Source organism: Pseudomonas kitaguniensis (assembly GCF_009296165.1).
GTDB classification, from domain to species: domain Bacteria; phylum Pseudomonadota; class Gammaproteobacteria; order Pseudomonadales; family Pseudomonadaceae; genus Aquipseudomonas; species Aquipseudomonas kitaguniensis.
The window spans coordinates 33,612-55,701 of the sequence record NZ_VUAZ01000021.1 but is presented as its reverse complement, the minus strand read 5'-3'; the positions used below and the strand labels follow the sequence as shown (position 1 = coordinate 55,701).

The 22,090-nt window shown below is 50.9% G+C and carries 23 protein-coding genes; 4 read left to right on the top strand and 19 right to left on the bottom strand.

The genetic code is table 11. The features are described from left to right. Position 1 precedes the first annotated feature (1 nt). The 18 genes from F0169_RS04850 to F0169_RS04765 all read right to left on the bottom strand — a co-directional run bounded on the left by F0169_RS04850 (position 2) and on the right by F0169_RS04765 (position 17,002). Complete coding sequence (locus F0169_RS04850) at positions 2-505, bottom strand: GNAT family N-acetyltransferase (protein WP_003232915.1); 504 nt, start codon at positions 503-505, stop codon at positions 2-4. Then, positions 502-2,298 carry an ABC transporter ATP-binding protein gene (locus tag F0169_RS04845; protein WP_099235352.1) on the bottom strand — a complete coding sequence of 599 codons (1,797 nt, stop codon included), beginning with the start codon at positions 2,296-2,298 and terminating at the stop codon, positions 502-504. Before F0169_RS04845 ends, F0169_RS04850 begins: the two co-directional genes overlap by 4 nt. 6 nt (positions 2,299-2,304) lie before the next feature. Next, positions 2,305-3,204 (bottom strand): NAD(P)/FAD-dependent oxidoreductase, encoded by a 900-nt coding sequence (locus F0169_RS04840; RefSeq protein ID WP_099235351.1) that lies wholly within the window; start codon positions 3,202-3,204, stop codon positions 2,305-2,307. Then, positions 3,197-4,480, bottom strand: a complete 1,284-nt coding sequence (locus F0169_RS04835; RefSeq protein WP_152745863.1) for a glycosyltransferase family protein — start codon at positions 4,478-4,480, stop codon at positions 3,197-3,199. Before F0169_RS04835 ends, F0169_RS04840 begins: the two co-directional genes overlap by 8 nt. Positions 4,481-4,492: 12 nt before the next feature. After that, on the bottom strand, positions 4,493-5,605 hold the full coding sequence (locus F0169_RS04830) for a HesA/MoeB/ThiF family protein (RefSeq protein ID WP_099235349.1): 1,113 nt from the start codon (positions 5,603-5,605) through the stop codon (positions 4,493-4,495). Next, entirely contained in the window at positions 5,602-6,072 is a 471-nt protein-coding gene (locus tag F0169_RS04825) for a glycine-rich domain-containing protein (RefSeq protein WP_152745861.1), read from the bottom strand. Before F0169_RS04825 ends, F0169_RS04830 begins: the two co-directional genes overlap by 4 nt. A 470-nt stretch (positions 6,073-6,542) precedes the next feature. Continuing rightward, positions 6,543-6,788 (bottom strand): hypothetical protein, encoded by a 246-nt coding sequence (locus F0169_RS04820; protein ID WP_143505309.1) that lies wholly within the window; start codon positions 6,786-6,788, stop codon positions 6,543-6,545. Between the two features lie 429 nt (positions 6,789-7,217). Then, positions 7,218-8,198: an aldo/keto reductase gene (locus F0169_RS04815; RefSeq protein WP_152745859.1), complete on the bottom strand. Its 981-nt coding sequence runs from the start codon at positions 8,196-8,198 to the stop codon at positions 7,218-7,220. Positions 8,199-8,212: 14 nt separating this feature from the next. Then, entirely contained in the window at positions 8,213-8,761 is a 549-nt protein-coding gene (locus F0169_RS04810) for a carboxymuconolactone decarboxylase family protein (RefSeq protein WP_152745857.1), read from the bottom strand. A gap of 1 nt (position 8,762) precedes the next feature. After that, a complete protein-coding gene (locus F0169_RS04805; protein ID WP_152745855.1) occupies positions 8,763-10,340 on the bottom strand; it encodes an FAD-dependent oxidoreductase in 1,578 nt (525 codons plus the stop codon). After that, on the bottom strand, positions 10,330-11,817 hold the full coding sequence (locus F0169_RS04800; RefSeq protein ID WP_172979329.1) for an MFS transporter: 1,488 nt from the start codon (positions 11,815-11,817) through the stop codon (positions 10,330-10,332). The genes F0169_RS04805 and F0169_RS04800 overlap by 11 nt, the downstream gene beginning before the upstream one ends. Positions 11,818-11,831: 14 nt before the next feature. Next, entirely contained in the window at positions 11,832-12,125 is a 294-nt protein-coding gene (locus F0169_RS04795; RefSeq protein ID WP_152745850.1) for a putative quinol monooxygenase, read from the bottom strand. A 2-nt stretch (positions 12,126-12,127) separates the two neighbouring features. Further along, positions 12,128-12,739, bottom strand: a complete 612-nt coding sequence (locus F0169_RS04790) for a histidine phosphatase family protein (RefSeq protein ID WP_152745848.1) — start codon at positions 12,737-12,739, stop codon at positions 12,128-12,130. Next, the gene (locus tag F0169_RS04785; protein WP_152745846.1) at positions 12,739-12,978 is read right to left on the bottom strand and encodes a phosphopantetheine-binding protein; all 240 of its coding nucleotides are present in this window, start codon (positions 12,976-12,978) and stop codon (positions 12,739-12,741) included. The genes F0169_RS04790 and F0169_RS04785 overlap by 1 nt, the downstream gene beginning before the upstream one ends. Further along, positions 12,975-14,003: a beta-ketoacyl-ACP synthase III gene (locus tag F0169_RS04780; protein WP_152745844.1), complete on the bottom strand. Its 1,029-nt coding sequence runs from the start codon at positions 14,001-14,003 to the stop codon at positions 12,975-12,977. The genes F0169_RS04785 and F0169_RS04780 overlap by 4 nt, the downstream gene beginning before the upstream one ends. A gap of 9 nt (positions 14,004-14,012) precedes the next feature. Beyond that, the gene (locus F0169_RS04775; protein WP_152745842.1) at positions 14,013-14,945 is read right to left on the bottom strand and encodes an AvrD family protein; all 933 of its coding nucleotides are present in this window, start codon (positions 14,943-14,945) and stop codon (positions 14,013-14,015) included. A 338-nt stretch (positions 14,946-15,283) separates the two neighbouring features. Further along, positions 15,284-16,009 (bottom strand): autoinducer binding domain-containing protein, encoded by a 726-nt coding sequence (locus F0169_RS04770; RefSeq protein ID WP_152745840.1) that lies wholly within the window; start codon positions 16,007-16,009, stop codon positions 15,284-15,286. 252 nt (positions 16,010-16,261) lie between these two features. Further along, positions 16,262-17,002 carry an SDR family oxidoreductase gene (locus F0169_RS04765; protein WP_172979328.1) on the bottom strand — a complete coding sequence of 247 codons (741 nt, stop codon included), beginning with the start codon at positions 17,000-17,002 and terminating at the stop codon, positions 16,262-16,264. Positions 17,003-17,113: 111 nt separating this feature from the next. Between F0169_RS04765 and F0169_RS04760 the strand changes: the two genes are divergently transcribed. After that, complete coding sequence (locus F0169_RS04760) at positions 17,114-18,052, top strand: LysR substrate-binding domain-containing protein (RefSeq protein ID WP_152745838.1); 939 nt, start codon at positions 17,114-17,116, stop codon at positions 18,050-18,052. Here the strand turns inward: F0169_RS04760 and F0169_RS04755 are convergent. Further along, positions 17,988-18,911 (bottom strand): AraC family transcriptional regulator, encoded by a 924-nt coding sequence (locus tag F0169_RS04755; protein WP_152745836.1) that lies wholly within the window; start codon positions 18,909-18,911, stop codon positions 17,988-17,990. The genes F0169_RS04760 and F0169_RS04755 overlap by 65 nt on opposite strands. 151 nt (positions 18,912-19,062) lie before the next feature. Between F0169_RS04755 and F0169_RS04750 the strand changes: the two genes are divergently transcribed. The 3 genes from F0169_RS04750 to F0169_RS04735 all read left to right on the top strand — a co-directional run bounded on the left by F0169_RS04750 (position 19,063) and on the right by F0169_RS04735 (position 22,074). Further along, positions 19,063-20,130 (top strand): aldo/keto reductase, encoded by a 1,068-nt coding sequence (locus tag F0169_RS04750; protein WP_152745834.1) that lies wholly within the window; start codon positions 19,063-19,065, stop codon positions 20,128-20,130. A 234-nt stretch (positions 20,131-20,364) separates the two neighbouring features. After that, entirely contained in the window at positions 20,365-21,198 is an 834-nt protein-coding gene (locus F0169_RS04740; protein ID WP_152745830.1) for an EamA family transporter, read from the top strand. Between the two features lie 96 nt (positions 21,199-21,294). After that, positions 21,295-22,074 (top strand): PhzF family phenazine biosynthesis protein, encoded by a 780-nt coding sequence (locus F0169_RS04735; protein ID WP_152745828.1) that lies wholly within the window; start codon positions 21,295-21,297, stop codon positions 22,072-22,074. Positions 22,075-22,090 lie beyond the last annotated feature (16 nt).

The window sequence follows — 22,090 nt, the reverse complement described above, 5'->3', positions numbered from 1 at the left end:
ATCATACCTCAATCAGCGTACTAAGAATAGCAGCCATACTCAACGCATCCACATATTCACCATCTCGATAAGCAAAGTTTTTGTGCGTACCTTCCTGCGTAAATCCATGTTTTTTATAAAGTGATATAGCCGCCTCATTATCGATAAAAACGGTCAGTTCCAAGCGTGATATATTCATCCACCTTGAAGCGGTCGTAGTTAGTTCTTTTAATATGGCGTCACCAACTCCCTGGCGATGATGGCCATCGGCGACACCCATCCAGAAGTCAGCCACATGCTGCCTACGTCCTTGGAGTCGATAGAGCATCGCACACCCTACTACCACGCCCTCCAGCTCAGCTACCAAGGACAATCCCGAAGAGGCTCTGCTCTCAACAAGCCTCTTGACATCATTCGCTGATTGGTAGGGCATGCGGAGCGTCCAATAACGAAACAAAGGCTGCTCGAAAATTTCAGCCAAAATAGGCCAGTCGCCATCGGCCATCGCGCGAATTATAATACTCATGTTATCAACTCCTCTTTAACCCCTGATCGGCTGTTCCAGAGTCGTGCATATTCTCCAACTTGAGAAAGTAACTCGACATGGGTACCAACTTCGACTACTTCCCCGCCTGCCATGACAATTATTTGCTCTGCATCCACGACGGCCTCCAACTTGTGCGTAATAATGATCCTCGTAAGAGCCTTAAAATCGCTCTTCAAGCGAGAAAAAAATAATTTTTCGTTCACCGTATCCAATGCGGATGTTGCTTCGTCAAACACTATAACCCGGGAGCCTCTAAGGTAAGCCCGGGCAATTGCTATCCGCTGCCTCTCTCCACCAGACAATTGGCCGACTCGACCTCCGGCATAAGACTCACTACCTTCAGGAAATCTCATCAAGAATATAGAGGCATATGCCGCCTCCATTGCCGAACGAACCTCCGATGCTGAGCTATCAACATTTCCGACCCAAACATTGAAAAAAACGCTTTCATCAAACAAGGTAGCGTTTTGAGGCACCCAGGTGATTAACCTCCTCAAAGACTCAGTTGAGAAACTTGAAACATTAAAACCGTTTATTAAAATTTCGCCACTGGAGGGCTTATAAAATCGCATCAATAACCGTGAGACTGTTGTTTTTCCAGAACCACTCGCCCCCACAATTGCAGTGAGCGATCCACCAGGAATTTTAAAGCTGGCGTTACTCAGAGTCAGTTGACGATTTGACTGACGAAAAGAGACCTTACGAAACTCCAAGGAGGGCGAGGATGAATCCTGAAGTTTAATATCAGGCAACGACTGCGGCTTTTTAACGAACTCCATATACTTAAACAATTTTGAAAAAAGTACTTCACCTTGCTTGACCTCTTTATAAGCAAGACTTAAGCTTTCCATGGGTTGAACTATCGAAGCCAAATAAAATATCAACAGAACCAACCCACCCGCAGTCACATCTCCGTCCTTCACTTGGATAAAGGCGATACCCAGCACCGCGGCTAGAGCTACCACAATCACAGAAATCTGAGCTACGCCATAAAACAAACGTCTTGTCGAAAACTCCGCCCATATTTTTTCCGCTCTAGCCATTTGATCATCAACGGTACTGACAACATCATTTTCTAAACTGAAGGCACCAACGGCTTCTATATTGAGCAGCGCGTCCGTCATTTTCGATCCAGCACAGGTACGATATGCCAAGGCTTTTCTCTGCAGAATTTGTAAATTTCGTGCAGACCTAAAAAACAACATAGCATATACCGAAAACGCTAAAACCATGATTAATAGGTATGCAACCCCATAAACTAGAAAAAATACGTTGAGCATCACAATAAATTGAAAAAACACAGGAATGAGAATCATAGTATAGTTACTAAAAAGCATTCGAAAACCAATCAACCCATTAGATAACTCTTCGTGAACCGATTGGGTAGTTACCGACGAGTCTAGATCTAATTTGAACGCCATGATGGCCCTGAGAACATTATCAATAAGTGTTCGCTGAATGCCCTGCTCCACTCGAATATAGAGCGCAGCCTTGTATTCTTTGAGAACTTTATCAATCCAAATTACGCATACGTAAGCACTTACCAATATAGCGGCAGACTGGTGGGAATTTTCACTTGACGTATCACCCAAGTGATCGACCGAAAACTTTAGCAACAATGGTCCGCCCACGCTTAAAAGAGCTCCAACGCCTACCAGTATCAACAAGTAAAAAAATCTAGACCTTACGTCAGAACTGATTATTTTCTTTAAAACATCGGCCTTGCGAGCAAAATTACGAACTATCGTCTTTTCGAGGATTTTCACTTTCACCTCAGCTCACCTGACCAAAAACAAACTATCATGGTGAAGCTGGCGAGCAACCTTATTACCGTCTGCGGCAGCCCCGACAGCCTGAAACAACTGACCTGTGGCGTCGCCACATACATATAAACCCGGACATAAAGTTCGCCCAAACCGATCAAGCTGAATATAGCCAGCCGAATCTAACTCGCACCCCAAGTCGCTTGCTAAGCTTAACCTCGGTACAATCCTAGACCTCAGAAACATCACATCGACATGGTGGTCTTTGCCCGACAATGAACAAACTGTAAACCCTCCTTGTGATGCAGCAATCAAATGAGAGATTTTTGAATCTTCGATCACGACACCCGCCAGCTCTAGTCGCGTCAGTTGCTGAATTGTAATAGCGCTTTCCGTAGCATTATAGAAAATGACGTCTTTAGACCACGACGCGGCTTTAATGGCATCTTCGTAACCTGACTGCCCAGCACCATAGACGGCAATCCTACTCCCCCGATATTCATAAGCGCCACAGTATAAACAGTTAAATATGCTACGTCCCCATAACGCCTGAATACCGGGTAAAGCCGGCAAAAGGTCCTGAACACCAGTAGCGAGAATCAAATATCGACATTTTATTAAAATCCCACTTGCGGTCATTAAGCAAAACAAATCTTCTTGAAATATGGCATTATTGATTGAATCCTTCATGATGGACACACCATATAATTCCAATTCGTCTTTAAAATCACTAATAGTTGCAGGAGTATGTTTCCCATCGATCCCCAGATAGGAGTACACGCGGCTCGACAATCTATTTCGTTGGTAACCCGCGTCAACCACCTTGACGGTCATCGAACTTCTACTCAGAGATAGCGCGGCAGAACACCCAGCGAAGCCACCGCCCACTACAACTACATCGAACAATTCAATCATAACGCACCCTTTCTGCGCACTGGCCAATAGCAATAGCTATTGGATTAGAGTCGGCCATTTTACTTTCCACATATTGAGAAGTTAAAACGACACCTCGCTTCAAATGAGAAAATAATTGCTGATCTGTTAGCAGCAAGTGTAGGACATGGCTCAAATCCGAGATAGCTTCGATGACCAGACAATTTTCCCCACTTATCAAAGTATCCCGATAATACGGAAGTTCTAAAAAATCTTTAGAGACAATAGGGACAATAGAAAAACACATCATTTCTCGGAGACGCCGCGACAAGTGATTCTTCACTTGAAAAGACTCCTCCACACAAATCCCGCCATCACACAACCCTAACACCTCATGTAAAAGTGCAACTGAAAGTGGTGGCAGAAAAAAGATACGCGTCATTGAATACGTCAGTGTACGCGTAAAGGCATATAGACTCTCAAGTTCCTCACGAGCCCCAGACAATATCATTACCACAGAAAAACAAACTTCTGCAGGGACCTTGTTAATTTCCTCAATCACTTCCTTGATTCTTTTTGACTGCGACACCTTCCCATAGACGCAGACTATTTTTTTTTCGTTATTAAAATCAAGTTCTACTGAAGAATTGATTATTCCCCAATCAAACCAAGTTGCTTCTTCGACGACCAAATTACGCAGCAAAATAACTAGCTGACCTAATGTCCTCACGGACGCAGGATGGTGCTTCAAGAATCGCGTACCTCGCCCATAGTGTTTTATATTTTTACGGTTCGCCCCAAGGCTCACGAGACTGTCAGTGACTACACTATTATGTGGCGTGATAATTGCGCTTGCGTTTAGCAAGTCACGTGCTACGATATTTTTCAGGTTCGGATGTTTGGCCAGACGATTTATATCAGATCCCGCATGCAACAAAACATAAGGTATGCCACTTATTGTGGAAATATAAGATGCAACGGCTCCGTAAGGAAATAAATACCACCCTACAATCAGCGAGTAACTCTGATCTTGCAGTAATTCTAGAGATTTACCTGCTAATCGCTCAAAAAACATTGAAGAGTATGGAATATGGAAAAAACCTACGAGAGGTTCAATATCAAAAAATTTCAAACCAGCACAATCTTGGACGCCTCCCCCAACTTGCCTATATCCATCTGCTACCTCTTGCCTATTGGAGAGCAAGTCCACTTGATACCCGGCCATTGCTAGAGCCAACGAAACTTCATAGGTATTAATGCTGACCCCACCCTGCACAGGAGAGACCTTACCTATTACAAGTATCCTTTTCTGCTGCATATGACTCCCCTTTTAAGAGCAACGCCGGCAATCTGTATACCTGACAAGTTTTTGAACAGTATTTTCCTTCCAAATACCGCACTTGAACCGCTCGAAATTATATTTTTCGGGAGCTACTTCGGCTAAAAACTCAACACATATCGTCGACATCAAGGAAGCCATTAGCACTACGCCTGGGCCAAAGGCTGCTCTAGGTGGAATCTCAGTTGCCAACGTTGCAGTCACAAAGCCTTCATAATCGGGTATATGAGCCCTGTTAAACCTCGCTTGACAGATATAACAAGGTGATTTATACGGAATGCTTATAGGTCCTACCCAATTACCTCCCATAGCGATGTAAGGCACATTATTCACCAGCGATGCTTCCCCCACCCATGTGTGAAGCTGCAAACGAGGCTGGTCTCCACACAATACGACGAGATCGAAACCTTTCAATCGTTCCAGGGCGCAACTCAGACTATCAATATGAGACTCGACTGGCGTAACTTTGACCAATGGCTCATATTCTTCCAATACTCTCTTCATGACAACTACCTTAGATTGCCCTTCATCCGAATTCTTGTAGAGAATTTGCCGAGGAAGGTTATCTGCGGCCACGCAATCTCCATCGATCAAGGTAAAGTGCAAGACGCCTGATGAAGCGAGCAACTGTGTCAACATAGATCCCAGCCCCCCCATCCCTATGACACAGACTTTAGCTCGGCGCAATCTCAAAAATATATCTACTCTACTACTATTGGCTTGCTCCAAAGAGCAAAAATGCTCCAACAACCATTTGTATCTGGTCTTTTCCCGATCCGACAAAACAGACATATCAGTAGCGTGAGTTATTTTAATTATTTTTTTTGAGCAGAGCCTTTTCAACGCTTCGCGAAATGTACCCAACGCTAGTATATTATTTTCAAAACTTGCTTCCGCATCCTGTAAAGCAATCCCACCTTCCATTGCCCAAACAAGAATTTTATGCTCCACCTTGCCCGCTTCGTCATCTATTACTTCATAACTTCCGCCGGATGAGTGGTAGCACACAATTTTATGCACTGATGATTTTAAGATCCATCTATCATTCTTTGATATTTTAAATAATGCCCTTTCGTCTAGCTCCCACCCAATAAGATCACTCATTTCCTAGACTCCCGGCTCCAATTCGGAATATCCCTATACCAACGTAACATTGTCGCCTGCCCCAACACTCTACTGACCTCTTCCATGCTGTGCCTTAACAGGCTGAGATTCCCCTTAACTTCTAACTTCAACTCTCCTGATGTTTTCTTTGTTGTGGCCCGTTGCATATCGACATTCGGAGAATGATAAACTATACTTCCGAGAAAATTTTCACAGAAAAAAATATAGTCTTTCGTGAATAGTAAAAAACAGTGCCAATAACTATCAATCAGGCGCTGTTCCTCAAAGAGATATACCGTACTAGATTGTTCGTCCAACCTAGAGCAAAGCCAAAGCCACTTTTTCAAATCAACAAATAACTCTAAGGACTCCACAACCGACAATGATTCAACGACAGAAAAATAGTGCACGAGAGTTGAGTTTTCATATTCAAGCGTGAAATCCAGAGAATATAAACCATTCGCCATAATCAAGTACTCCTGTACATTACATTCGGATTTTTCCTTTTTTAAATCAGGCCACTGTACCCAGCGGCCTGATTTTATTAACTATTTGCGTTACGGTCTTCACTGCAGCAACAGGCTGAAAGGGACAGATCAGACTGCCAACGCTCCTCAGTGGACTTTAGCAGCCGTTCAATTAGTTCCTTCTGCATATCCTCTGCATTAGGCATCGGGCTCACTTCTTGATTCAAGAACGGGTGTAATTGCGTAGCCGTGTTCATAAGCATTCCTCATAGATAATAAAGTTTATCGCCACCTTAATTTAAGATAGCGTTTCCCTCTAACGAGCAAGCATAAGTAACTGTATAGACACCTCCCCCTCTAGAAACGCCACTCCTAGCAATCCAGAGTTAGAGCAGTGACTTCATAGTTAAATCCTGATCAAATAATCAGGATCAAAACTGATCATATACATATTTCGTAACACTTTAATGTCATTTCAAAGAACCTGAAATGACACTCGCGATAGGCGATGGCTCACCACTTAAACGAAAAAAAAGACGTCCAGGACGTCTTTTTTTCAGGAAATTCAAGGGTTTCAGCACAATTGGTTTCAGCAAAGGAGTATTGACTGCCGTTCGTTTGATATCCAAATGTATTCCAAGCTCGCTAGAGCTATTTTTTATTACCAAACCGATGTCGGTTTTCCGGTTTAACTCACGGAGACGGATTTCACGCATTTATGCGTCGTGCGTCGTGGGAAATAGGGAATCAATCCAACACCAACAGCAAACCAGATTTTCCAGTCTATCGGGCTAGTAATGTCAGTAAGATGCAATGGATGGCATGTTTTTTGGTGGCACCGTCTGGGGTGTGAAACGTCGGTTTGTGGAGACGGACGGCATCATGCCAAGCTCAGGTATGAGGGGAGCATTCGTTTATGCCCCGGCAGTATGTATGCCTATGTGTATGCCTAATCGATTTAAAAACTAAAAAATATATTAAATACATTAAGTCACGGTTTTGGTTCAAATGACTGTGTACCACCAAGTACCGATCCATAGATGTCTACAGCATTCTATGAATCACAAGAAGCCCGCCTCGTGCGGGCTTTCTTGTTTCTGGCTGTTCAAGCTGATCCACTCATTGGCCCGGATGCGATTGCAAGATTACCGGTACTCAGGTGCCAAATGTGGTGTGTAAGGCGCCGACAATCGCGAAAGCTCCTCAACGTCCAACTCCAGGCGGAGTGACGCAACTAATTCATCAAGCTGCTCCACCCGAGTCACACCGACGATCGGCGACACTACCGCCGACTGGCCAAGCAGCCAAGCCAATGCGACCTGAGCATTGGTGCTGCCACGTTCCTTGGCAATCGCGCTAACCACCTCGATGATATTTCGATCACTTTCCACCGCCGACTCATAGAGCCAAGATTGCACTTTGTCCGTCTCTTTACGCAGCGATTGCTGTTCGTTGGCGCGCGCCAGCTTGCCTCTGGCCAGTGGGCTCCACGGCGTCAACCCCACACCTTCTTCGGCGCAAAAGGGTTGCATTTCTCGCTCCTCCTCACGATTGAGAAGATTGTAGTGGCTCTGCATACTGACGAACCGCGTCCAGCCATTTAGCGTGGCGAGATACTGTGCTTTAACAAACTGCCAAGTGTGCATTGATGACGCACCGATGTAGCGGACTTTCCCCATCTTCACGAGATCGTGCAATGCCTCCATGGTCTCTTCGATGGGCGTGTTGTAATCCCATCGATGCACAACGTATAGATCGATGTAATCCGTACGCAAACGCTTAAGGCTTGAGTCTATCTCGTGAAAAATAGCATGCCTGGAAAGCCCGCCCGACAACGGGTCGCAAGACATGGACTCGTAGACCTTGGTTGCTAATACCACGTTGTGACGGGCCTTGAGCTTGACCAGCACGTCGCCAATGATTTCCTCGCTTGATCCTTGGGAGTAAATATTGGCAGTGTCGAGAAAGTTGATCCCAAGGTCTAACGCCTTGCCCACGATGCGTTCGCTTTCGTCAGCATTGAGTGTCCAGGGATGCGTTCCACGAGACGGATCACCAAAACTCATGCAACCAAGGGCCAATCTGGAAACCGTTAAACCGCTACGACCCAGCTTCGTATACAACATAGATATCGCCCCTTTTAGGCAGGATCGCGAGCGACCAGCTTGTCCCAGGAAGTTTCGGCTTCATCAAGCGGGACATCGAGGCTGGCGAGGTACATGGCGGTCATCGCACAGTGACCGGCCAGATGAGTAATTTCGGCCACTTCGTTTTGAGAGTAGTGCTCGCGCAAAGACCAGAACGCTTCGGCGCTGGCTTTGTGATCAAGCGTACACTCAGACACGTACTTCAGCAGTGCGACGCGCTTGGGTTCCATCTGTGTGTAGTGCCCGCCTTCGATGTCCGCGATTTCGGCGTCGGTCAAACCAGCCTTGATGGCCAGTGGGTAATGGATCAGGCGCTCGAAAGCACTATCGAGCAACTTGGCCACTCGCATCACCAGGACCTCACGATCCAAGAAAGAAATAAGCCCAACGGTGAATGATCCACCCAAAGCCAGGTGCGGTCCGGCAGAGGCCTTCGTTAGTAGTAAAGAGCGGGTCAGGTTAGAGGGAAACCGACCATACACCTCCAATTGCTCCGGGGTCATGTCCGCTGGTGACGTTAACTCGACTCGATTCTTGATCATGTTATCCAACCTGTTTTTGGGTGAGTGAAAGACTGTGGGGTAGAGCGTGAGTGATCGCGTTGATACTTTTGGAATAAGCCGATGCATCCAGCGAGATGACGGATTGAATATGTCCGTCCGGCCGCACGATGATGCTCTGCGGTAGATGCCCCAACCGATCAAGCAATCGCCCGAGAGGCATAGCGCCCAAGTTGATGACTTTATGCGCCCGCATTGTTGAGCTCACTTCGCGACTGAAGTCTGACCACGCTTCATAGACGTACGTTTTGCCGGGCCATAGCAGAATGGAATAGGCATCTTTGGCAAGTACCGGCGCTTGCCAGTTCTCTGTCCAGCTCAGCGGTATACGATCACCGGCAGACAGTCGTTTCTTTTTGCCGGAGAAACTGTTTTTAATGTCAGAGCCAATAATCGAATCCAACTGAGCAAACCGAGGTGAAACATAGTTTTCGAGTACCTTGGTCAACGAAGCAACTCTGAAAGCAGCATCTCTTAGGGCAATTTGAGGGGTGTATTGATACAAGCTCATCTTGGCCAGGCTGGTAGACAAGGCCGATACCCGATTGACGGAGTCGAGGCGCTCGCGCGTATACGTCTCCAGGATGTGGGGCGACAGACTCCCGTTCATGACACCGCCCAACTTCCAGCCCAGATTCACAGCATCTTGAAAACCGGTATTGAGGCCCTGGGCACCGGAAGGGCTCATCGCATGGGCTGCATCGCCCACAATAAATACCCGCTTGTTCTTGAACGTATTGGCCGTGCGGACATGGGCAGTAAAAATGCCGCTGAACTTCATCTCGCCCAGTTTTTTTACTCCGGGCACCCGATGTTCCAGTAGCGTATTGAAAAACTCCCGGTCTGGCTGATCACCGGTATAGCCTTGGGGAACACTGGCGCCGACTCTGAACACACCGTCACCCAGCGGCGCCAGCACCATGTTTCCAGATTTGTGCATGTAGTAGGCGGCTTCGCTGCTGGTGGTCTGCCCGGTCAACTCAGCATCCGTGATCGCAAGGCGAATAGGCATGGAGTAGCCGCTGAAATCGAACTCAAACGCCGAACGCACATCACTTTGAAAGCCATCGGCGCCCACAACCCAATCGTAGCGGCTACGACTCTCAACTCCAGAGGTGTCACGCAGCGTGACCGTGACGCCGTCATCATTCTGCTCGCCACTGACAAACTCACACCCATATTCGATTGCAACAGCTTGGGTCTTGAGGGCGGTCTCCAATATGCGTTCAGTCTTCGCCTGCGGGATGGTGATACCAAAGGGGTAAGGGGTATCGGTCAGCGTATTGAAACGTATCAAGCCCACTCGCTTTTTATTGGAGTAATAGTTCATCTGGTCGAAGTAGTGCCCCTCGCGCACGATGGCCTCTGAAACCCCTGTACGGTCCATCAGTTCCAGAATCCTTGGCCATACGATGGTCGCTTTGGAATGGGCTGAAACACGCGGCGCCTTGGAGATGACGCGAGCTCTAATACCGTATAACGCCAACTCTAGAGCCAGTAACATACCCACCGGGCCTGCACCGACTATCAGGACTTTCGACTCTTGCTCCTTAGCGTGCATATTCGACACCTTCAGTTATGCGCTGAGCTGACAGCTTTAAAATGATTAGCAGCCCTACGAGTGAAACGATCGAAACGACGATCAACGTTCCCTGCATGGCAATCGCCAGGTAACTCACCAACGACTCTTTGGGTAACGCCAACAATGTCGCGGCACGCTCAAGGTCTCCCTGAGTCAGGACGGATAATCCGCGCTGCCGATCAACCGCTTGCAGACTCAGCAAGGCAATGACAACCATGCCAAGTGCAGGAATGGCCAAGGCTTCCCCTCCCAAACGGAAGGTATTGAACATGCCCGCCGCCATCCCCGAGCGATGAGGGGAAACAACACTGACAGCTGCACCATCGAGGTAGGCGAGCGAAACACCAAATGACCCACCCGTTATAAACAGCGGCAGCGCGAGGGTGAGCAGCGTAGGGCAGTCGATGACCCAAGCAAGAGACAGCGGGCCGATTACCAGGAATAAAAACGTCAGGACCATTAACGTTTTCAGCGGTAACTGACGGCCTATCAAGCTAAAAAAAAGCGGGAACAAAAGCGATGGCAACGTCGAAAACATAAGGGCAATGCCGACTTCGATCGCACTCATGTGTGCAACGACCGCCAAATACTGCGGCAGATAAAAAAGCAGGCTGATGTAACCAAAACCCAGAAACACCGGGGTGATACAAACCGCTAGAAACTGACGGTTACTGAATAATTGCATGTTGAGAATAGGGTGCTGTGCCCGCGTCTCAACTTTGACGAATAGCGGTACAAGCGCAACGCCGATCGCCAGAAGACTCAACACCTGGGGATCAGTCCAGCCGGCTGCAGGCGCCATCGAGAAAGCAGAAACAAAAACAATCAGGCAAGCGGTGAACAGGACGCCTCCAATCCAATCGACAGAGTGACGTTCTTGGGAGCGGCTTTCCGGCAAGCGAAACCCGAGCGCTGAGATCACACCCAAGATGGCCGCGATTACACCGAAGAATGGCCTCCAGCTTTCGAGGAAGGTAACGGTGCCACCAGCCACCAGCGGGCCGACCGCCAGCCCCAAACCTAATGAGGTGCCAAATATCGTAAACGCCTTGACCCGAGCAGGCCCTGAGTAAACGGACGCTAAAATAGCGGTTCCCGCCGTAGTGACCGCCGCCGCACCGAGGCCAGTCACTGCTCTTGCGACGATTAAGACCAACAGGCTACTGGCGCAGGCCGCCAAGGCACTGGCAACCGCAAACAGCAGAAGCCCGACCACAAACGATAATTTGCGACCAAGGGCATCGGCAATCACACCGGTCATTGCCATGAAGGCCGCATAGCTCACCATGAACGAGCAGATGACCCACTGCGCCTGCAAGTAGCTGGCCCCAAACTCTTGGGAGATTGGCAGTACCAATACACCTGAGCCTGTAATGGTCAGGGGAATGACAAACAGCGCAACACACACGACCACCAAGGTATAAGTCGGCGTGACCGGAGCAGATGACGCGTGCATGGGATACTCCCCTCTCATCCAATAACCAATGCAGAGAGCCGATGCACTTCGCTTCGAGCAATCAACGGTTTTGCGACGGCCAAAAAGTGTTCGGTATAAGGCATCCCCATGTGGTCAGCAATGGAGGCCTCATTTTTCCAGCGCTCAACTAACACAAACCCATCGGCCTCTGTTTTTTGTTCATACACCTCGAACCGCTCGCAACCTGGCTCGGTCAACGTATGAGCTGCCAACGCGCTAAAGTGCTTGGCGAGTTCTGCCTTATTGCTGTTTTCTACGCCGAAAACCACCACAATATCGATACTCATTGCTAACTCCCGTAGTCCCTTAGATTAAATACTAATGCGTCGGGTGGCAGGTTCATGCCCACCAGACTCATCTCAGACCCTGAGATGCTTAAAACCAAAGCATGACCGTGTTCCAGAAAACAGGAAGTCCGGGGCAGCCCCAGTACGAAGTGCGCGAACAGTGCAACAATACCGCCATGAGAAACGATGACCACCCGGCCAAAGTGCTCAGTTGCGACGGTGCGTATTCCCCGTACAAATCGCGCCAGAGCTAAACTTCCTAACTCCCCCTTGAAGGGGGCGTAGTCAAGTGTCATTAACTTTTCCGACAGGTCGGGATCCGCCGCCAAGAGAGACGCTTTGACCCCACCATCCAGCACGCCCAAGTGGCGCTCGGTAAACTCCGTGGAAATAAATCTCGGCACCTGAACGTCAGCGGTCAGAAAATCTGCAGAGGCCACGGACCGTTTATAGTTAGAGCTATAAATGGCATCCCATTGCTCGTCCTTGAGCAGCCTGCCGATTTCCTTAAACCGCTCTTTGCCGACATCATCCAGGTCAGGGTCAGACTGCCCCTGAAAAACGCCACGCAAGTTTTGTGGCGTTTCACCATGCCTGATAATGACAATAATCATCAGGCGGCATTATTCAACAAGATACTGTCCACTGACTTGGCGATGGTGTGCTCTGGCAGAATCGTGCCATCCGGCACTTTAATATCAAAGCCTCGCTCCAGCGCCATTGAAACTTCCAACAGCGTCAGTGAGTCCAGGCTCAGTTCCTCATATACTGCCTCTGCGTGTAATTGCAAAGCGGGAACTTGATACTTGTCTTTCAACATCACCGTGATAGCTTCAATCAATTTATCTTTCATTGGATCACCTCTGTCGCGCTCATTTTTTTGATGAATGGAACACTGTTCAACGCGGGCCAACTCAATAACGCCGAGCCCCACGTCACGCCCCCTCCAAACGCTGTCAAGACAACGCGATCATGACGTTTAATCGTGTCGTTCATGCACGCTTGAGTCAGCGCCAGGGGTATAGACGCAGCCGAAGTATTGCCAAACTGATCCAGCGAAACCGCCGCGCGTTCGTAAGGCACGCCGAGTTGTTCGGCCAATGTTTTGATAATGCGCAAATTGGCCTGATGCGGGACCAGGCAATCGATATCCTGACTACTCAGTTTATTTCGTTCCAGCAAACCAACGACCGAGTCATTCATGCACTTGATGGCGCGAGAGAAGACCTCCTTACCACTCATGGAGAAGTAAATATCATCAGGGTGCCCTGCCCCGGCATTCACTTTCGATTCCACACCTCCGGCGCGAACGGTGATCAGTTCCTCCAGAGACCCATCACTGCCAGTCTCGACGTCCAGCACTTCATTGAACTCGGACTCTTCAAGAATGATCGCTCCGGCCCCATCGCCGAAAATGGGGACCGTCGACCGGTCTTCCTTGTTGATGATGGCGGAGAAAACATCAGCACCAATCACCAGCACACGTTTGGCAAACCCAGCCTTGATAGACGCAGTACCTATTTGCAAGGCATAGATAAAACCTGAACACACAGCATTCACGTCAAAGGCGCTGATGCCGCGTAGCCCCAGTTTCTCTGCGACTTTAGGCGCCGTTGCCGGACAGCGGCGATCTGGTGTAGTGGTGGCCAGAATCAGCATGTCAATCCGCGCGTTGCCTGAGGCGTTTTCTATTGCCGCCTGGGCCGCCTGGTAAGCCAGGTCACTGGTTGAAATCCCCTCCGTCACCGCATAACGCTTTAATATGCCGGTACGGCTGACAATCCATTCACTGGTCGTATCAAGTCGCTTTTCAAGGTCTTCATTTGTCACTTCAAGAGGCGGCAGAGCGCCTCCCAAGCCAGCGATACGAACGCCCATGGTGCACTCCTAGCAGGGTAATAGATGCGCCACTGAACACGACACAGTCATACCGCTCAAATGCCCGACTATCTCGGCCACTCGCCAGTCTTCGCCCTTGACCGAAATAATATTGGCACCCTTGAGTTCCGTCATTAATACCCGAGCTGTAGCGCTGCGCTTCGCTGGGTCTTCGGCGGTAATATGCGTGGCTCTCATCCACAGGGTGTTCGATTCGCCACGCTGCAAACCATCCAGTTTATAAAGAAGCACTTGAGCAATTTGCAAGTGACTGACAAATGCGTCGATCGGCGTTACGACATGAGGGTAATCGGCCTCAATTCCACTGCTGGGCAAATCCGGCTCATCATCAACCACCACAAGTTTCGATACTGCCTTAAGTGGCGAATCAAAGACAATATCGTCGATTAATTGGGTGCGCTTTCTGAACCCCAGAGCATAATAACTATGCCCAACATTCTCGCGGTCAATGTCGGCCGCATAAGCAGCAGGCATGATCACTTCTAACTGCAACGCCATGACGCCAACACGACCATGAAAAATAAAGTGCGTATCTCCATCGGAATCAACGTACGTGCTTTCTTCAGTCATCTGCGCCTGGATATCACGCAGGTCTTCTTCTGGCTTCTTCCCAGCCTTAATGGATATTTTTTTCACCCAAAAACAATCAATATTTTTGAAAGTTTTCAGTAGAATGTCCTGGCACAGATTAATGGCAATTGCCAACGCATCAAGGGTGCTCAAATGCGGTACAAGTTCACCGCTACCGATTTTTTTTGACCAGCCCTCGGGATAACTCAACCTGACGCTCGACACCACCGCGCTCTCAGTAAGGCTCAAGTGCCTAGTGCCATACTGCACATGTTTGAAACCGCCTCCAAAGAAGCGATCTGTGGCAGGCCCGAGGTGATTTTCTATATGACTGAAACTAAAATCCTGCATAGGATCTCCCTTGACGTGGCCAGCACGCTGCTCGCTACTTTAAAAGCCTTCGACAACTGAAACTGAAGTTGTTACTTCAGACTCAACGAATGGCTTAGTTGATGAATCAACGATGAAACAAAAAGTAACAAGTGTTACAAGGCATTACAACCTACCAGTATTGGTAGGTAGCCCATATAAAACACGCAAAAAAAAAGCGGATCTTTAATAAGATCGCCCTAAGAGACAATACGCCAGTGGCTGTTTATCGGTCGACACTGCCCAAAGAGCAGCCCACCAGGAAGAGTTACTCGTTCCTCAGCGTTAAAACTATTTAAACGTCACGGACACTGCAATTATTAAAGCAGGCCTTGCGCGGCGGCATAAGCAGCCGCAAATGTTTTATTGGGCGCATGGAACTTCCGTTGAATACCCTTCAAATGAAAGTTTACCGTATTCTCCGAGATATCCAGAATCATCGATATTTCCCCGGAGCTCTTTCCGTCTGCAGTCCATTGCAGTATCTCTTTTTCACGTCGGGTCAGGCTGGCACCCTCGCCGACAAGGACATCGTCATGGATGCGCATCAAGGTTTCCACGAGGATATCCATCATCCACTTGAAGCCAAGAACAATCTTAGTCCCTTCTGCCTCAGAGACTGCGCCCTGGCTACGGGAAAAGGATAGAAACCGAATGGTATTATCCGGCCCCTTGTTGGATAAGGTCACCCCTTCGCGCAACCCAAACTTTCTGGCTTCGCCAAAAAAAATCGGGTTTTCCTCACGCAACTCGTCGTTCCACACCACCATCCGGGTGGTGCGCAGCGCCTGCTCGATAGTCGGATCGATCGCGCCGTAGTTCTTGTCCCGATAGATATCCATCCAGGCCTCAGGACAGGTCCCGCGCAATCGTGTATTGGGTCGGGTAAACGGTGTGGCTTTTTTTACGCCAAACACAAACACGTCAAAACCGTTGCACAGCGTCTCACCCTTGATTATGTCTAGCGCTTGCGCCGAGGAATCTACCGCCAGCATTCTCAGACGATAATCCGCCAACCAGTGAAAAAACCCATTATTGCCGCCCATAAGTCATCCCTTACGCATACCTTTTAGCGAGTTAACAGCCACTCATAAGAGATTTGACTCTCTAGTGCCACGGCTGACTGCGAGGAAAATTTGCATACGACGCAACATTGAAACCAAAGCTTCATGCGTGCACCTGACTCACTGCGTATCGGGTAAATCGAATTTCAAGACGTGAAGGTCGATCTGATCATTTCTCGATTGACCCCTTCGCTGTGCCATCCTGAATCGGTCTCAAGCAACGCGTTGATACTCTCAACGCATCATCAAGCCACCATCCACGGCATATTGGCTACCTGTGACGTAAGACGAGTCATCCGACAACAAGAACAACGCGACCGCCGCCGCCTCGGCAGCGGTACCGACTCGCCGCAAGGGTAGTTGATTGACCAACCCATCTTCGAACTGCCGGCGAACTTCGGCGGCCATAAAGTTTCGGAAGTTAGTATCTATCGGGCCTGGAACCAGCACATTGACCCTGATCCCCCGTTCCCCCAATGCCGCGGCACAGCAGCGAGCCATCGAAATCATCGCCCCTTTGGTCGCCGCATAGACGCTGGCCATGGGCGCTGATTCATAGGCTGAAGTCGACGATGTCAAGACAATGGATGCGTTTGGAGAAAGCAGGTCCTTCAACTTGGCTATTTGAAGCAACGGCCCTCTCGCGTTAACGCTCATCATGCGATCGAAAAACTCTGCATCGGTGTCCTCAATCGAGCCTACTTGCGCGTAGCCCGCGTTCAGCCAAAGGCCGTCAAGCCCGCCCATCTCTTTCACTACATCTGCAAGTTGCGCTATCGCGGCAGGATCCGACGCATCGTTTTTGAGCACCCATGCATCAGAAGGCAGAATATCCGCGGCCTCTTCGAGATGCTCGCGGCGGTAACCGGTGACTGCAACGCGGCCGCCTTCTTCAGTAATACGCTTGGCGCCTGCCAGCCCCATGCCACTGGTGCCACCGGTAATCAAGATGCGTTTTCCAGAAAATCTGCTCACTGCTCTACCTCCATTGCCGACGTAAAAAGCTCGATGCGAAGCAGTATTGCGTAATTGGATCCATTTGATAATGCGCTATTATCCGCATTACCTATTAAGGAAGTGGACACAATGCGCGGCAATGAATATGCCCAACTCCAAGCGTTCGCCGCCGTGATTCAGCAGGGAAGTTTTGTTCGCGCAGCCGCACACTTGGGCATGTCCGCTTCAGCCTTAAGCCAGACAATCCGCACTATGGAAGAACGCCTGGGCGTTCTGTTGGTCAACCGCACGACTCGCAGCGTCTCGCCCACCGAGATAGGCGCAAGGCTACTGGCGGACCTTATTCCCGCACTGACCTCACTGGATAAGGCACTTGCCCGGCTGAAAGAGCCCAGTGATGGCCCATGCGGGGTCTTGCGGATTAACACCACTCGAGTTGCTGCCACCCATTATCTTGCGCCATTGATCGGGCCTTTTCTAAGGGCTTACCCAGGTGTTCAATTCGATATAGTCACCGATGAACGCTTGGTGGATATTGTTGCCGGGGGGTTCGATGCGGGCGTAAGGCTCGGCAAAAAGCTGGACCGCGATATGGTGTCCCATGAGCTGGGCGGCCATCTGGAAATGATGGTCGTGGCGTCGGCAGATTATCTGGCGCGCTGTGGTACCCCGCTTACACCTCAGGACTTGGCGAACCATCAATGCCTGGCCTACCGCTGGCCTACGGACGGCAGCCTTTATCGGTGGGAGTTCGAGCGTAACGGTGAGCTATTGGAAATAGATGCCCAAGGTCCGTTGGTAGTGACAGAACCGGAAATGCTCACTCAAGTCGCGCTGGATGGCGTTGGTATTGCGTACCTGTTCCAGCACCAGGTTGCAGAACTAATAGCCACCGGGAAGCTGATCCACATTCTTAAAGAGTGGACCCCGAGCTTTCCAGGCTTCTATTTGTACTACCCCAGCCAACGCCAAATGGTGCCTGCGCTACGTGCCTTTATCGATTTCATCGTACAACACCAGCAACCTGGCTCTGCCGCTCCCGGTACTCGCGAGGCGAGCACGCCATAACGCGCTTGAAGGCATTACTGAAAGCGCTATCGGAGTCGTAACCCAGCGATTGGCCGATCGAAGAAATGCTTCCCTGATGTTTTCGCAACTCACGACCCGCCAATTGCATTCGCCACTGAAGCACATAGGCGAGCGGTCCCATGCCGACCTTCTGCTTGAAACGCAACGCTAAGTTGGAACGCGACATACCCACCACCCTTGCCAGCTCATGGACTGTCCAGCGGCGCTGAGGCGCGGCATGTATCGCCTGAATAGCCGCATTGACCTTCAGGTCGGACAAGCCCATCAACCAGCCCGGCGAATGCACTTGCCCGGATGAGAGATACAATCGAAGCACGTGCACCAACATCATGTGCCCCAATTGTCGAACGATCAAAGAAGCACCCGGCAGCGTGCTGGGAAGTTCGCTTGCCAGTCGCAGCAATGCCCACTGAAGTACACACGCTTGGTCGGACTCACCATTGACGACGATAGCCGCAGGTAAGCCATCAAACAACAGTCTCGCCTCTTCACAAAACCCGAAGCGTCCACCGATAAGAAAAAAACCGCTTCGTTGCTGGTAACGCGCAATTCCGTTCTTTGCATCACGATAAACCTCCTGCGACTCGACAGGCTCAATCTCAAGATCACTGGCCAGCGTGAAAGGGCGTCGCTTGGACAAAAGGAAGCAGTCCCCCTTGAGCAGCAAAACAGGCAACTCATCCTCAACGACCAACCAGCATGAACCTTCAATCACCGCGTTGAACTTGATGCCGTCAGGCGCGGGAAACCGAATAGCCCAATCGCCTCCGGCTTCTAGACCGGCAAAAAACGAGCTGTGGGCATCCAGTTGTGAAAGAACGTCAGACAAGGGATCCATTCAAAACTCCAGACGATCTCGATAGAAAACAGGACTTGGCTGCATTCACAGTCTGGCTCACCTTGACCAAAATCTCGGTTGCTTGCAACGCCACGCCTCGGGTCGCTTTGCAACCCTGAAAAATTGATAAACGACAGAAAGGATGCATGCCATGCGCTACAGACCGTTGGGCAAAACCGGCCAATTTGTCTCAGAACTGTGTTTAGGCACGATGACATTCAGCGGAGGCCAGGGCTTCTGGCGCAACGTGGGGACCGTTGAGCAAAAAGTCGCAACGGCCCTGGTCGCTCGCGCCATAGACGCGGGTATCAACTTCTTCGACACGGCGGACGTCTACTCGGAAGGGCAGTCCGAAGTGATGCTGGGGCAAGCCTTGAGGGATCTGAATGTCGTGCGCGAAGACGTAATCATCGCCACCAAAGTGTTCGGCCGAACGGCACCCGGCCCGAACGCTGCCGGGCTCTCACGCGGCCATATCCTGGACCAGGTCGCAGGGAGTCTGAAGCGGCTCGGTATCGACTACATCGACCTGTATCAAATTCACGGCTTCGACTCGATTACACCGATAGAAGTGACATTGCGTGCGCTCGACGATTGCGTGTCACGTGGGCTAATTCGTAACCTGGGCTGCTCCAACCTCGCTGCGTGGCAGATCATGAAAGCGCTTGGCGCCAGCGAGCAACGCGGATATGCACGTTTCGAGACGGTGCAAGCGTATTACAATCTGACGAGTCGCGATCTGGAGCGCGAAGTAATCCCACTCTGCGACGATCAGGGCTTGGGGATAATGGTATGGAGCCCATTGGCCGGCGGGCTGTTATCCGGAAAATTTACACGAGCCGCACAAGAGCCCACCGGCGCACGCCGTTCAACATTCGACTTCCCGCCTGCGAACCGCGAACGAGTCTATGAACTCATTGAAGTGATGACACCCATCGCTCAGTCCCACGGCGTCTCTATTTCAGCGATTGCACTCGCCTGGTTATTGCAGCGTAAGGGGGTCATGAGCGTCATCGTCGGTGTCAAGACGCTTGACCAACTGGGCGACAATCTCCATGCCAGCACCGTGAGGTTGACCACCGAGGACATCGCCGCCTTGGACCGCACCAGTGCCATAAGCGCCGAGTACCCTGGCTGGATGATCGAGCGCCAGGCGCAAGAACGCTCACCGGCAACTGAAACAAAATCGATAAAAAATTGCAAAGACCTGCACATTTGACATATGCACCGTTGCAAGACCGGGACGCCTGGAACTGGGCGCAACCCCACGGCAAGCGGATTTTTATGCCTCGGGAAAAGCCCTGAGGCATACTCGCCCTCAACCACGGAGGCGCAACGTGAACCGTCAATTCCCCACCCACGGCATCAGCACACAACGGGCGTGCCTCAAGATCAATGGCGCATGGGCCGACCACGTGTTGACGTCGCTGATCAACCGCGCCAATCACCCCTAATGAGCCTCCATGTATATGCCATCATCCTGCTCGGCGCCGCGCTGCATGCCACCTGGAATGCAGTGGTCAAAGGTGGCGGCGACAAGTTGCTGACCACGTGCATGATTACCTCCATCGCGTCCCTGATTGCCTTCGCGGTTATTCCGTTTCTTGAACTGCCGGCCAAACAGAGCTGGCCATTTATCGGCGCATCGGTGATTTTTCAGGTGCTGTATTTCTTGCTGGTGGCCTCGACTTACCGCATTGCCGACATGAGCCAAACCTACCCGATCATGCGCGGCACCGCGCCGCTGCTGGTGGCCACGGTGAGCGTGTGTGTGTTGTCCGAAGCCTTGTCGACGTTCGCTTGGCTGGGTATTGCAGTGATCTCCCTCGGCATTTTGAGCATGGCCGCTGCGCCATCTGCCGAGCAACGAAAAGGCGTGGTGCTGGCCCTGATCAACGCGGGAGTGATCGCGGGCTACACGCTTATCGACGGCGTGGGCGTGCGCAAATCTGGCGCGCCTGCGGCCTACACACTGTGGATTTTTTTGCTGACCGGCATCCCGCTGGCGGCTTGGGCGCTGGCCACACGGCGTGCTGTGTTCTGCGACTACGCCACTCGCCACTGGCGGCTCGGCGTGGTCGGCGGGGTTGGCACGCTGGCGTCATACGGTTTGGCCCTGTGGGCGATGACCATGGCCCCCATCGCCAGCGTTTCGGCGCTGCGCGAAACGTCGATTCTGTTTGGCGTGGTGATCTCGGCGTGGGTGCTGAAAGAACATCTCACGCGAGGGCGCATTGTTGCAGCGTGCGTCATTGCAGCGGGGGCGATGCTGTTGCGCCTGGGCTGAACGCAGCTAATGCGCTCGAAAAAACTGCGTATCTGTATTTTGACGCCCTCCGGGCCCACTGTTAGTGTCCAGCCTCCCCTACAAGGAGCGCCCCCGATGAAATTGGACATCTACCAAGGCGATGCTTTCAGCCAACAGCCTTTTGGCGGCAACCCGGCGGCCGTTTGCCCGCTGACCGAATGGCTGCCTGACGCGCTATTGCAGCACATTGCGGAGGAAAACAATCTGTCGGAGACCGCGTTCTTCGTGCCGCAGGGCGAAGGCTATGAATTGCGCTGGTTCACCCCTCAGGTTGAAGTCGACCTGTGCGGCCATGCCACGCTGGCAGCGGCGTGGGTGTTGATTCATCAACTGCCGAATGCGCCAGAGGTGCTGCGTTTTGCCACCCGCAGCGGCGAGCTACGTGTGACGCGCAATGGCGACGAACTGGCGATGGATTTTCCGGCCAGGCAACCTCAGCAGTGTGAGTCGCCCAGCGGCCTGTTGAGCGCGTTGGGGCTTGAGCACGCGCAAGTATTTGCCGCCGATGACTACATCGTTCTGGTCGACGATGAGGCACAGGTTGCAGCCCTGACACCGGACTTCGCGCGCCTCAAAGGCTTGCCCAAACGCGGGATCGCGGTAACGGCCAAAAGCACGCGGTTTGATTTTATTTCCCGTTGGTTTGGCCCCAACGTCGGCGTCAATGAAGACCCCGTTACCGGCTCCGCGCACACCTCGCTGGCACCGTTCTGGGCCGAGCGCCTGGGCAAGTCGTTGCTGACCGCTGAACAGGGCGGCACACGCCGTGGGCAGTTGCGTTGCGAGCTTAAAGGCGACCGCGTGATTATTTCAGGCGCAGCGGTGCTTTACCTGCAAGGCTGCATTTACGTGTAAAAAGTACGGCCCCAGG